The sequence below is a fragment of the Bacteroides salyersiae genome (assembly GCF_031172035.1).
Taxonomy (GTDB): Bacteria; Bacteroidota; Bacteroidia; order Bacteroidales; family Bacteroidaceae; genus Bacteroides; species Bacteroides salyersiae.
On the sequence record NZ_CP133452.1, the window covers coordinates 2,836,054 to 2,849,459 of the forward strand.

General features: G+C 42.1%; 8 protein-coding genes. 5 read left to right on the plus strand and 3 right to left on the minus strand.

Annotated elements, in window-relative coordinates:
• Positions 1-15: 15 nt before the first annotated feature.
• The gene (locus tag RB604_RS10310) at positions 16-624 is read right to left on the minus strand and encodes a type 1 glutamine amidotransferase family protein (protein ID WP_055295603.1); all 609 of its coding nucleotides are present in this window, start codon (positions 622-624) and stop codon (positions 16-18) included.
• 535 nt (positions 625-1,159) lie between these two features.
• On the opposite strand from RB604_RS10310, the gene RB604_RS10315 reads away from it, so the two are divergent.
• Both RB604_RS10315 and RB604_RS10320 read left to right on the plus strand, forming a co-directional pair.
• A complete protein-coding gene (locus tag RB604_RS10315) occupies positions 1,160-3,412 on the plus strand; it encodes a bifunctional alpha,alpha-trehalose-phosphate synthase (UDP-forming)/trehalose-phosphatase (RefSeq protein ID WP_055295601.1) in 2,253 nt (750 codons plus the stop codon).
• 12 nt (positions 3,413-3,424) lie between these two features.
• On the plus strand, positions 3,425-5,218 hold the full coding sequence (locus RB604_RS10320) for a glycoside hydrolase family 15 protein (protein WP_005924563.1): 1,794 nt from the start codon (positions 3,425-3,427) through the stop codon (positions 5,216-5,218).
• A 122-nt stretch (positions 5,219-5,340) separates the two neighbouring features.
• On the opposite strand, the gene RB604_RS10325 is transcribed toward RB604_RS10320, so the two are convergent.
• Together RB604_RS10325 and RB604_RS10330 are read right to left on the minus strand one after the other, a co-directional pair.
• Entirely contained in the window at positions 5,341-6,057 is a 717-nt protein-coding gene (locus tag RB604_RS10325; protein WP_005924560.1) for a LytR/AlgR family response regulator transcription factor, read from the minus strand.
• Positions 6,054-7,112, minus strand: a complete 1,059-nt coding sequence (locus RB604_RS10330) for a sensor histidine kinase (RefSeq protein WP_005924557.1) — start codon at positions 7,110-7,112, stop codon at positions 6,054-6,056. Before RB604_RS10330 ends, RB604_RS10325 begins: the two co-directional genes overlap by 4 nt.
• Before the next feature lie 218 nt (positions 7,113-7,330).
• On the opposite strand from RB604_RS10330, the gene RB604_RS10335 reads away from it, so the two are divergent.
• The 3 genes from RB604_RS10335 to RB604_RS10345 are packed head-to-tail and all read left to right on the plus strand — an operon-like array spanning position 7,331 to position 12,978.
• Positions 7,331-8,434, plus strand: a complete 1,104-nt coding sequence (locus RB604_RS10335; RefSeq protein WP_005924556.1) for an efflux RND transporter periplasmic adaptor subunit — start codon at positions 7,331-7,333, stop codon at positions 8,432-8,434.
• Between the two features lie 8 nt (positions 8,435-8,442).
• Positions 8,443-11,589 carry an efflux RND transporter permease subunit gene (locus RB604_RS10340; protein WP_007478366.1) on the plus strand — a complete coding sequence of 1,049 codons (3,147 nt, stop codon included), beginning with the start codon at positions 8,443-8,445 and terminating at the stop codon, positions 11,587-11,589.
• A 21-nt stretch (positions 11,590-11,610) separates the two neighbouring features.
• Positions 11,611-12,978 (plus strand): TolC family protein, encoded by a 1,368-nt coding sequence (locus RB604_RS10345; protein WP_005924552.1) that lies wholly within the window; start codon positions 11,611-11,613, stop codon positions 12,976-12,978.
• The last annotated feature ends 428 nt before the right edge of the window (positions 12,979-13,406 follow it).

Genomic DNA, 13,406 nt, shown 5'->3' on the forward strand with positions numbered 1-13,406 from the left:
TCCAGCCTATTCCGTTTATTCCATTTCCGGGTCTTCCCAAACACCTGTTTTGTGCATACGGTAACTTCTCTCTATCTTCTGGGTAGAGTCTGCTTCCAGCGCATAGAGTATTTCACGGCAGAATTCCAGAGCAGAAAACCCGTTGGCGGTTACAATGTTTTCACTTCTGACTGCTGGTCCGTCTATATAGAAGTTCTCACCTGTATAGTTTGCCCCGGCATAAGCCTTTAGGTAATCCAATCCGTTGCTGGTGTACTTTATCTTGTTTAGAAAACCGTGCATTCCAAGAAAGACTGAAGCATTGCAGATTCCTGCTACTAACTTTCGATTCTCAATGGCGTCTTTTACCAAAGGAACGATGGCTTCAGCTTCCGGAGTGAACCAACTCATACCGCCAATGAGTACTATTCCTGCATAATCGGTAGGAATGTTGTCGATACCGTAATCGGGCAATACCTTAAAGCCACCGCATGATACTACCGGATCTTTAGTGACAGCCACAGTTTTAACTACATATTTGCTTTCACTTCCGGGTTCAACACCCAAAGTGAGGTTCGGGGCAATATAAGCTCCTTCCCAATCGGCAAAGTTATTTAACAGTACAAACAGAATTTCTTTTTTCATTGTCTTTTTTATTATTGGTGTTGATATTTTCTTTTATGGGACATCAGCGATTAAAAGCGTTTCTTTAAAAAGGCAGGTAATGATATAATAGTGAAAGTCCTGCCACATATTACATTGCTTTGCATCATTTCAAATATCTCTGTAACACAAAGATAAGCAATGTTTTTGGTGGTTACAAGTGAATCAAAGTATATTTAGAGAAGAGTTGGCAATTAATTGTCAACTCTTTTTTTGCTATATATCCTTTACCTTTTTAGCATTTGGTTGGCATTCTCTTTAAGTAAGGGAAGTACCATTTCCCTCACTTCCTTTTTCTAAAAGGTGTTTTTGTAGAGAAAAAGTTTCAACTATTGATACAAATAATGGGCATTTAGTAATTTACTGCCGGTATGAAATCCCTGTCTCTTTCAAAATGGAAAGGGGATTTTCATTTTAGGAGATATGTGCAATTGAATATATTCTTGTTAGTTGATTATTTATCAGTGTGTTGTGTTGTAGTTGACCATATTGGTATATATATTGATATAGAAATATCATGAAACTTTATATTATATCAAACAGATTACCGGTAAAGGTTACCAGTGCAGATGGGACTTTCTCATTTGTACGCAGTGAAGGCGGATTGACCACCGGGCTTAATTCCCTTCAGATTTCCTATGAGAAACACTGGATCGGTTGGCCAGGATTGTGTGTTGACAAAGAAGAGGAAAAATTGGAAATTACCTCTGAACTGGATAAAATGAACTTTCATCCGGTATTCCTTACGGAAGTACAAATCAGGGATTACTACGAAGGTTATAGTAACAGTACAATCTGGCCTCTCTGTCACTATTTTTACGCCTATACATTGTATAAGAAATCTTTCTGGCAAGCTTATAAAGAGGTGAACCAGCTGTTTTGTGATGAAATTTGCCGTGTGATACGCCCAGGAGACGTGGTTTGGGTACAGGACTATCAGTTGATGTTGTTACCCGCCATGTTGCGCAAGGTCTATCCGGATCTGAGCATCGGTTATTTCCACCATATACCTTTCCCTTCCTACGAACTTTTCCGTATACTGCCGGAAAGGGCTGAAATATTGAAAGGTTTATTGGGAGCTGATTTTATTGCTTTCCACACGCACGATTATATGCGGCATTTTATCAGTGCCGTGGAACGTGTGTTGCATCTTGAGTTCAAATTGGATGAAGTACAACTTGGAAATCGTGTGGCGCGAATAGATGCATTGCCTATGGGAATCAACTATGACTCCTATCATAAGGCCTCTTGTAATCCTCAAGTAAAGCAAGCTATTGATCATACTCGCAAGCTTTTTGGAAATCACAAGTTGATATTATCCGTAGATAGACTTGATTACAGTAAAGGTATCTTGCATCGTCTGCATGGATTCTCTTCTTTTCTGGAACATCATCCTGAGTACCACGGAAAAGTGACGCTTGCCATGATCATTGTGCCTTCACGCGATCATGTGGGTAGTTATGCTGAATTGAAAACCCGTATAGACGAAGAAATAGGCTCTGTTAACGGGCGTTATTCCACTATGGACTGGACACCGGTTTGTTATTTCTATCACAGTTTTACGTGGGAGGAACTGGTAGCCATGTACTGTGTGGCGGATATTGCTTTAGTGACACCTTTGCGTGACGGTATGAATCTGGTGGCGAAAGAATACGTGGCGGCAAAGTCTGATACTCCGGGAGTCTTAATACTGAGTGAAATGGCGGGTGCCTCCGTAGAGATGACCGGTGCCATCCAAATCAACCCGAACGATACAGAGCAGATAGAGAACGCCATTTGCCATGCATTGGAAATGCCTGTGCAAGAACAGGTACACCGCTTAAAACGTATGCAAGCCGTCATATCCGTTCAGACAGTGGATAAATGGGCTTTCGATTTTATCCATGAACTGAGAAACACCTATTTGAAGAATGAACAATTACGGCATAAGCGGCTTACGGCAGCTACGATTGCATCCCTTAAACTTCGGTATGATCAGGCGGTACGCCGGTTGGTTTTACTGGATTATGACGGGACATTGGTTGCTTTCAAAGCCAGACCGGAAGATGCGAAGCCGACACCGGAACTGATCGCGTTGTTGCAGCGATTGGCTGATGATCCGGCAAACCATGTGGTGATAAATAGCGGGCGTGACCATTATACATTGGAGAAATGGCTGGGTAATCTTCCCGTTTCTTTTGCGGCAGAACATGGAGCTTTCTACAAGGAACATGGAGTATGGCACAACAATATGAAAAAAATGGATTGGGAAAACGGTTTGCTGTCTATTTTGCGATTGTTTGTCAACAAAACTCCGGGCGCCCGTCTGGAAGTGAAAGAGACCGCTCTTGTTTGGCATTACAGGGAAAGTGATGCATGGTTGGGGGCTTTGCGTGCCCAACAACTGGTAAATGCACTGATCTCCATTTGTTCTCGGCAGAAATTGCAGATTATGCAGGGCAACAAAGTGGTAGAGATAAAATCACCTGATTATAACAAGGGGTCTGAAGTAAAACGTCTGATGGTTGATATGCATTATGATTTTATTTTGGCCATAGGGGATGATACAACCGATGACGACATGTTTCAGGCATTACCACGTAATGCGGTGGCGATAAAGGTTGGCAGTATCTCGGAAATAGCCTCTTATAATTTACCTTCACAGCAGGATGTCCTGCCGTTTCTTAGTGCACTTGCCAGAAGGGAGCAGAGACACCGTAAGGGTGAAATGATAAAGAGGCGTATAGAGACAACTGTCGATTTTTTGAAAGGTTTATTGAAGAAATTATAAAATGATTGTACGATGAATTTGAATTATGGTGTTGTAGGCAATGGGCGTACTGCTGCTCTGATTTCCGAAACAGGGAATGTGGAGTGGTTATGTTTCCCGGATTTTGATTCCCCATCTATTTTTGCAGCGTTGCTCGACCGGGAGAAGGGAGGCTGCTTCGGTTTCGAGGTAAATTCTGATTATCGGATATTACAAACGTATGTTCCACATACTAATATACTTTCTACCAAGTTCTTATCAGAAGCGGGAGAATTTGATGTACTCGATTTCATGCCCTGTTATCGTTTTAAGAATGATAGTAAGGGGCAATATATTCCGGCTGAACTGTACCGCTATATTCATCTGGTAAGAGGTAAACCGGAGTTTAAAATTAAATATAGTCCAGCTCCGAATTATGCCCGTGGGAAAGTCATTTATAATACAACCTCTGATTATATCGAGACTTATTGTTCTTCCGATAGCAAAGACAGGCAATATCTGTATTCCTCCTTGCCTTTGGAGGACATCTCGTTGAAGCGAACCGTACAGCTTGAAAAAGACGAATTTATGTTGCTTTCCTATAATGAAAAAGTGATTCCGATAGATATTGAACGTGAAAAACTGGAGTATTGTCGGACGTTGGTTTACTGGCTGAACTGGACAAATCGAAGTAAAAAGTATACACTTTATAATGACGTGATAGAACGAAGCTTGTTGGTATTGAAACTGATGTCTTACTATAAGGGTGCTGTACTGGCGGCATTAACTACGAGTCTGCCCGAAACGGTGGGTGATGTTCGAAATTGGGATTACCGGTTCTGCTGGTTGCGGGATGCTTCCATGTCAATCGAAACTATGTTCCGAGTAGGGCATGCGGGTGCTGCCAGGCGTTTTATGAAATTTATACAGTCCACATTTGTTGCTAACAGGAGATCCTATCAGATTATGTATGGGATACGCGGAGAACGCAAATTGACTGAAGTTATTTTGGAGCATCTTTCTGGTTACAAAGATTCCAGACCTGTCCGTATAGGGAACGATGCATATCATCAACGGCAGAATGATTCTTTCGGATATTTAATGGACTTAATTTACCAGTATTATCGCTTGATGCCGGGAACATTGGATGAGATAGAAGACATGTGGGAAATGGTGAAAAGTATTCTTGACACTGTTCAGGAAGACTGGCAGAAGCCAGACAAAGGTATTTGGGAAATCAGGGGGGAAAGCCGCCATTTTGTTTCTTCTAAAGTGATGTGCTGGGTGGCCTTGGATCGGGGTGTGAAGATAGCCCGTATGTTGGGCAAATACGGTGATTCCGAGCGCTGGATGCAGGAAGCTGATAATATCCGCCAGGATGTGATGGAACATGGGTGGAAGGAAAAAATGCAAAGTTTCTCTCAGGCTTACGATAACGAAGCGTTGGATTCATCTTTGCTACTGATGGAGCCTTACGGGTTCATCCAAGCTGATGATATCCGTTATCATAAGACGGTGGAAGCTGTCCGGAAAGCGTTGTTTTATAAGGGATTGATGTATCGCTATAACAGTGAGGACGATTTTGGCATGCCTTCTTCCGCTTTTACCATTTGTACGTTCTGGTTGATACGAGGGTTGTTTGTTACAGGTAGAAGAGAAGAGGCCAGGTGTCTTTTTGATGAGGTGCTGAAATATGCAAACCATTTGGGATTGTTTAGTGAAGACATCGATTTCAATACCAAAGAACAACTGGGCAATTTTCCACAAGCATATTCCCATCTGGCACTGGTGAATACGGCAATCTTGTTTGCGGAAGAAGACAGAAGTCTATCTTTTATACGTCCTTAAATAATGGTAGAGATATCGGTTATAAAAACAGAACCTTGTTTGTGTAGGCATGTCACTTATCTCCGGACAGCATAAGAGATTTCAAGATAGCATCGGTACGTTTGTGGCTATCCAGATGCCCCCTATTTTCTTTTGTTTTGAGACAGTACTTCATATATATACTTAGCATAGCTTCTCCCTACGGGAATGGTTCTTTCAAGTCCTTGAAGATGTATTTCCTGTTTGGAGAATTGGCTGACCTTGTTTAATGGAATCAGAAAAGAACGATGCACTCTTAAAAAGTAGTTTTTGGGCAACATTCCATGGAGAGCTTTTATATTAAGTCTTGAAATGATATTTTCTCCACAGATTCGGAATATTTTGCTATAATTCTCCATTGCTTCAATATAAAATATATCGGAAATAGGTACAGTTATACTGGTGTAGTCTTGTTTTACGACAATATTTTCCTGCATGGCTTCATTCCATGGTTCTGTAAGTCCTCCTATATGTAGCATAGCTTTCTCCACAGCCCTTTCGAAACGTTTATAAGCTATAGGCTTGTGCAAAAAATCCACGGCATCCAGATTGAAACCGTCGAGTGCATATTTGGCGTGTGCAGTAGTAAAGATAAGGGTACATTCCACAGGTAAAGCTTTTGCTACATCCAGACCATTGAGACCGTTCATTTCAATGTCAAGAAATACTAAGTCCGGTTTTGTTCGTATGATTTCTTCCAACCCAATGCGGGGATCACAGAAGGTGGTTATTTCCATACCTCCTTTTCTATCACAGAACTGTTTGATGATGAATAGCGCGATGGGTTCATCGTCTATGGCTATGCAGTTAATTTTTCTCATGAAAGCTGTATGATTAATTTTGTTCTGAACTCCCGTTTGTTCTCATCCTTTTCCGTAAGCAATGTGAAACGTTCAGGATAAAGTAGTCTCAGACGCTTTCGGCAGTTTTCTATACCTATGGAGGGGCTATCCTGTTCTTTCTCTCTCATGATGGAATTACATGTCTTGAAAAGTAATGTACCGTCTTCTACGACAATCCGTATGAGCACGGTACAGTCTTCGGAAGAAGATGTCCCATATTTAAATGCATTTTCCACGAAGGTGATTAGGATCATTGGAGGAATTTTCACATATTCCTGATCTGTATGACTCTCGAATATGACCTTGGTGTGATGGTTGAGACGTAACTGTTGTAGTTCAACATACTGTCGGATATATTCTATTTCACTTTTTACGTCTATTTTTTCGACTGAGGCATTATGGTACATATATTTGAGAATATTGGAGAACTTGACAAAGGCGGATTCGGTCAGGTCAGATTTAGTTATAACCAGTCCATACAGAGTATTGAGAGTGTTGAATAGAAAATGTGGATTTATCTGTGCTTTATACATGGCCAGTTCGGCGCGGTTTTTCTCTGCTTCCACTTCTTGACGGGCAAGCATTTGACGGAAAAGTTCGAAGGTGACTTCAATGGCCAGTCCAAAACCGGATATGATAAGGAAAAAGAACCATACGGTTTGGGAATGCAAATGGCGGCGGAAATCCAGAGGCAGTTTGGAGTGAGGATTTTCCGGCAAGGGGAAATGAGTCATTAGTTCAGTTACAAACAAGAGCATGATAACTGTCATTATAATCCATCCATACCTTTTACGCATGAACAGTGATGGAATACTCACTTTGCGGTAGACGAAATAAAGTAGGTAAAGATATATGACCAGCGTCACTACAAAAGCAGGCTGAGTTACAAACCATTTGTCTACTGGGACAAGCAGGATAGTTAGGGGCAATATGATTATACAAAAGAGCAGGTCTACATAGAGGGTTATTCTGGGATATGCAACGGCACTTTCTGCTGTTCCCCTCACTTTTTTCTTTATTCTTTTTAGAAACATCTATACTTGGTCTTTTTATATTAAATATTAAGTTGTTTCTGCAAAGATAATTCTTTGTTCTCATACTTCAAACGCTGGATTGTTGTCGTTCGTCAACACATTTCTACTGTTCGTCAACACATTCTTAGAATGTATGCAAAATCTTTTTAGATTTGTCACCGACTGTTTTGGGAAACTAATTTTCATTCAATAATAATAAATAAACAAACAGAAAAATAATGAAAGTTTTCTTCGTTTTATTATCAGTTTTGGTATTGCTGTCTTCGTGTAGTTCTAAACAACAGCAAGAGCCGGGTGTCAAGTACAAGACACTTCGTGTGGAATTTACTGATCGGACACTAAAAAACGGATATGCGGCTAGTTTGCGAGGTAGGCAGTATGTTGAGATACGCCCGCAGGTGGATGGCATCATTACAGAAATTCGTTTGAATGAGGGTGACGTGGTAAAAAAGGGACAGGTATTGTTCATTATTGACCAGGTTCCTTATAAAGCTGCACTCGAAATGGCAATAGCTAATGTAAAGAGTGCGGAATCCCGTCTGGCTACTGCCCGGCTTACGGCGGAGAGTAAAGAGGAGTTGTTCCGAGAGGATGTGGTTTCGGAATTTGATCTCCAAACCGCTCGCAATTCCCTTGCAGAAGCTCAGGCCAGTCTTGCTCAGGCTCGGGCAGAGGAAATCAATGCCCGTAATAATCTGTCTTATACAGAAGTTAAAAGTCCTGTTAACGGGGTTGCCAGTATGATTCCTTATCGTGTGGGGGCTCTTGTGGGTAGCAATATTGCGGAACCATTGGTAACAGTTTCCGATGATGAGAAAATTTATGCCTATTTTTCAATGAATGAGAATCAGATATTGGATTTGGTGCAACAATACGGTTCGCTTCAGAAAGCAATGGCTGAGATGCCTGATGTAGAGTTGACCTTGAGCAACGGTAAGGCTTATTCCCATTCCGGTAAGATCAACGCAGTGAGTGGGAGCATAGATGAGAGTACAGGTGCGGTAAGTTTGCGTGCGGAGTTTGACAATCCGGAGAAACTACTCCGTAATGGTGGTAGTGGTACGGTATTTGTCCCTTCGTATCGTGACAGTGTGATTGCTATTCCTCAAGCTGCCACTTATGAATTACAGAACCGTGTCTTCGTATATAAAGTGGTTGATGGCAAGGCGAAGTCAACTCCGGTTGATGTATTTCGGTTGAATAACGGGACGGAATATATTGTCGAGTCCGGTCTGTCTCTTGGTGATGTGATTGTTGCCGAAGGTGCCGGTCTTGTACGCGAAGGAACTGAAATAGATACTTACACGACTACTAATGAATAATCTGCGTCATGAAAATAAGGACTTTTATTGACAGACCCATTTTGGCGGGTGTAATTTCCGCCCTCATCCTTATATTGGGTATTATCAGCCTTGTTCAATTACCTGTTGAACAGTTTCCCGAAATAGCGCCGCCTACAGTAAGTGTACAGGCTAACTATACGGGTGCTAATGCCGAGACTGTGCTGAAGAGTGTTGTTGTGCCTTTGGAAGAGGCCCTCAATGGCGTGGAGAATATGATGTACATGACTTCTTCAGCTACCAATGCCGGAATGGCTAATATCCGTATTTATTTCCGTCAAGGGACGGATCCAGATATGGCAACGGTGAATGTGCAGAACCGTATTGCTTCCGCACAGGGGTTGCTTCCAACCGAGGTCACACGAAGCGGTATTACGGTACGTAAACGCCAAACCAGTAATATCAAAGCTTTGGCTTTGTACAGTCCGGATAATTCTTTCGATGAGAAATTCCTAAATAATTATCTAAAAATTAATATCGAACCTCGTTTAGCTCGTATAGCCGGTGTGGGTGAGGTTAATGTAATGGGGTCAGACTACTCATTACGTATCTGGCTTGACCCGGGTAAAATGACACGTTACAACCTTGTTCCGAGTGATATTACGGCAGTCCTTGATGAACAGAATCTTGAGGCCCCGACTGGAACTTTGGGTACTGAATCGGAAAATACGTTCCAGTACGTGCTCAAATATCGTGGACGTTATGAATTTGAACAGGATTATGAGAATATGGTTATCAAGTCTCTTCCTGGCGGTGAAGAACTGAAACTGAAAGATGTGGCCACTATCGAATTGGGATCGCGTACTTATACTTATATAGGTGAGGTGAACGGTCATCCGGGTTCTAATTGTATGATTGCCCAGACATCGGGTTCTAATGCCAATGAAATTATTGAGGAGATTGACAGGGTAGTAGAAGATATTCGAAAAAATCTTCCAAATGGCATGGAAATAGCTGACTTGATGAGCACGAAAGACTTTCTTGACGCATCCATCAAAAATGTGATCAAAACGCTTATTGAAGCTATAATCCTCGTTATTTTGGTGGTGTATGTCTTTCTACAGAGTTTTCGTTCCACATTCATACCTGCTGTTTCAATTATTGTTTCCTTGATCGGAACTTTTGCATTTCTGGCTGTGGCGGGCTTTAGCCTGAATATGTTAACTCTTTTTGCTTTAGTACTGGTAATCGGTACGGTGGTGGACGACGCGATAGTTGTTGTCGAGGCTGTGCAGGCGAAATTTGACGAGGGCTACAAATCTCCTTATCTTGCCACTATAGATGCTATGGGCAATATAACTTCAGCTTTGGTAACTACTACTTTCGTTTTCATGGCGGTATTCATTCCCGTATCGTTCATGGGAGGTACGACCGGTACGTTTTATACCCAGTTCGGTCTTACGATGGCTGTGGCAGTAGGTATTTCTCTTCTTAACGCCATGACTCTTAGTCCGGCTCTTTGTGCGCTTATCATGACCCCACATGCGGATACTGGTAATGGAGGAAAGATGAGTTTCTCCTCACGTTTTCATGTTGCTTTTGATACGGCTTTCCATCGGGTTGTGATGAAGTATAAAAGTGGTGTGTTTTTCATGCTCAAGCGTAAATGGCTGGCCGTAGTGTTGCTGGTGGTAGCCGGTAGCGGACTTTTTTTCTTGATGAGAACAACCAAGACAGGACTTGTGCCTCAGGAGGATATGGGTACAGTTTTCATTGATGTACGTACTTCTCCCGGAAGTAATCTGGCAGAGACACAGCTTGTGATGGATGAGATCAACCGTCGTATCAAGGACATTCCGCAAATCCGTATGTTTTCTAAAATTACGGGTAACGCTATGATTAGCGGACAGGGGGCAGCTAATGGTATGTTCATTGTCCGTCTTCAGGATTGGAATGAACGTACGGAAGAGGGAGATGATATTAATTCTGTAATATCTGAAATTTACCGCCGTACAGCCGATATCGCTTCAGCTGATATAATGGTTTTTGCTCCCCCTATGATCCCGGGCTATGGCGTGAGTAGCGGTTTTGAAATCTATGTACAGGATCAGAAGGGAGGAAAGATAGAAGATCTACTTTCTATTACACGGCAGATGATTGACAAACTGAATGCCCGTCCTGAAATTGCACGTGCTACAACTTCCTTTGATAACAAGTTTCCTCAGTATCTGGTGGAGGTGGACGCTTCTCGTTGCAAACGCAACGGTATTTCTCCATCCGATGTACTTTCAGTATTGTCTGGCTATATCGGTGGTAACTACGCTTCCAACATGAACCGTTTTTCCAAATTATATCGTGTGATGGTACAGGCTTCTCCCGAATATCGCTTGGATACGGAAGCGTTGAATAATATGTTTGTACGGAACGATGAAGGTGAGATGAGTCCCGTGGGGCAATATCTGAAACTTACGCGTGTATATGGAGCTGAGACACTTTCCCGTTTCAATCTTTTCTCGGCTATTAGTGTTAACGGTACCCCTGCTGACGGTTACAGTACCGGTCAGGCTATCCAGGCGGTGCGTGAAGTGGCTGCGGAGACACTTCCGGCAGGCTACGGCTATGAATTTGGCGGTATGTCGCGTGAAGAGGCTTCAACAGGCAGTTCCACGACTATTATCTTTGTCATTTGCATAGTATTCATATACCTGATCCTATGTGCTCTTTATGAGAGTCTTTTCGTTCCGATTGCAGTTATTCTTTCTGTTCCGTTTGGGCTTGCCGGAAGCTTCCTTTTTGCCAAAATGTTCGGTTTGGAAAATAACATTTATCTGCAAATTGGCTTGTTGATGCTGATAGGACTTCTGGCTAAGACGGCAATCCTGCTTACTGAATATGCTTCAGAACGCCGCCGTCAAGGTATGAGCATTTCCCAGGCAGCGGTATCTGCTGCACAAGTTCGTTTGCGTCCGATTCTTATGACTTCACTGACTATGATTTTTGGAATGCTTCCACTGATGTTTGCTTCGGGTGTGGGAGCCAATGGTAATATTTCTATCGGTGTGGGGACGGTTGGCGGTATGCTAATCGGTACGGTTGCCCTACTTTTTATTGTACCGGTACTTTTTATTATATTCCAATATTTGCAGGAACGTTTCATGCCTGAGCGTCAATTGCCGAAGTTGGAAAAAAAAGATTAATAATCAGAATATATTTGTACAATGAAGAAAATAATTATATGTATATGCTTGTCGGTGGTACTGGGGGGATGCTCGGTTTATCGGACCTATAAGCGACCTGATGTGGCGGTTATAGACAGTCTTTACCGTCAGCAGATTTCGCCTGCCGACAGTGTTGCTTCCATTGCCGACCTTTCGTGGAAAGAATTGTTTACGGACCCACATTTACAGAAACTTATTGAGACTGGTCTTTGTAATAATTCAGATTTGGGTATTGCCCGTCTTCGTGCCGAAGAAGCCGAAGCACTTCTTCAGTCGGCACGTCTTTCATATTTACCATCTATTAGCCTTAGCCCTCAAGGAACAATAGGCAAGGTGGAACATAGTAAAACAACCAAGAGTTACGATTTGGCTACTTCGGCTAGTTGGGAGATTGATATTTTCGGTAAACTGACCAATACTAAACGGGAAGCTCGTGTTGTACTGGAACAGAGTGAAGCTTACCGTCAGGCTGTACAAACTCAGTTGATAGCTACTATTGCCAATAGTTATTATACATTGTTGATGTTGGATGAACAGCTCAATATCAGTCGTCGTACAGCCAGAAACTGGAGTGAGAATCTGCGTGTGATGAAAGCTCTTAAAAATGCCGGTCAGACCACTGATATGGCTGTTGCACAGACTGAAGCGAGTAAATTGTCTGTAGATGCTTCATTGCTTTCACTTGAACGACAGATTACCGAATTGGAAAATACCTTGTTATCATTATTGGGATCTGTTCCAGGAGACATCACACGTTCAACACTTTCCAGCCAGTCTTTTCCTGATACGCTTTTAGTCGGTGTACCGTTACAGCTTCTGCAACGTCGTCCGGATGTACGACAAAGTGAGGCTGTACTGGCTGCTGCATTCTATGTAACAAACCAAGCCCGAGCCGCATTCTTTCCGTCAATTACGCTTTCGGGTTCTGCTGGGTGGACTAATGCAGCAGGTGTTGTAATAACCAATCCTGGCCAATGGTTGTTTTCTGTTGTCGGCTCGCTTATACAACCACTTTTTAATCGTGGACAGAATATTGCTAATTTGAAAGTAGCCAAGGCACAGCAAGAAGAGGCGTTATTGTCTTTCCGTCAAAGTCTACTCGATGCCGGTACAGAGGTTAATAACGCGTTGGTACAATGGCAGACGGCAAGAGGAAAATTGAAACTTGATGAACAGCAGGTTGTTGCTTTAACATCAGCTGTGCGTAGTGCAGAGTTGTTGATGAAACATAGTTCGCAAAATTACCTTGAGGTATTGACAGCCCGTCAGGCATTGCTACAAGCGGAGTTGGATGCTGTTTCAGATCGTTTTGATGAGATACAGGGAATCATTAATCTGTATCGTTCATTGGGTGGAGGAAGTGAATGAGCTGATTATTTGGAAAGCTATTTATATTTGGGGATACGAATGTTTATCTTATAATTATGATTAATAAGGTTTCAATGAAGGAATTGTTATATTCCAATTAGTCGATACTAAATGAGACTGGTTCTTATTGTTTAGAGTCAGTCTCTTGTTTTTCTATGTGAATGTATTCTGAGCCTTGTATATCGACGCAACACATTGATACTATTGAAAGAAAGTGTTTTAGCCTTTTAATCGGTACAAATATGGTACTCACAATGAGAATGGAAAGTACCCACAATTTCATGTCTCTGATTTTCAGTACTTTCGATATACGTGTTGTACCGCACTTTTTTAGCTCATTTTCAAGTTCCGATGCAGCATACATAGCTGCTTGAATGATAGATTATTGCAATTTAATCGGTAGAAAAGTTGTTTTTGAGACCTCTGAG

What these genes read in the sequence shown, in the direction of transcription:
- RB604_RS10330 (WP_005924557.1), bottom strand. Translation starts at nt 7,112, where the DNA reads ATGTTTCTAAAAAGAATAAAGAAAAAAGTGAGGGGAACAGCAGAAAGT.
- RB604_RS10315 (WP_055295601.1), top strand. Translation starts at nt 1,160, where the DNA reads ATGAAACTTTATATTATATCAAACAGATTACCGGTAAAGGTTACCAGT.
- RB604_RS10335 (WP_005924556.1), top strand. Translation starts at nt 7,331, where the DNA reads ATGAAAGTTTTCTTCGTTTTATTATCAGTTTTGGTATTGCTGTCTTCG.
- RB604_RS10340 (WP_007478366.1), top strand. Translation starts at nt 8,443, where the DNA reads ATGAAAATAAGGACTTTTATTGACAGACCCATTTTGGCGGGTGTAATT.
- RB604_RS10345 (WP_005924552.1), top strand. Translation starts at nt 11,611, where the DNA reads ATGAAGAAAATAATTATATGTATATGCTTGTCGGTGGTACTGGGGGGA.
- RB604_RS10325 (WP_005924560.1), bottom strand. Translation starts at nt 6,057, where the DNA reads ATGAGAAAAATTAACTGCATAGCCATAGACGATGAACCCATCGCGCTA.
- RB604_RS10320 (WP_005924563.1), top strand. Translation starts at nt 3,425, where the DNA reads ATGAATTTGAATTATGGTGTTGTAGGCAATGGGCGTACTGCTGCTCTG.
- RB604_RS10310 (WP_055295603.1), bottom strand. Translation starts at nt 624, where the DNA reads ATGAAAAAAGAAATTCTGTTTGTACTGTTAAATAACTTTGCCGATTGG.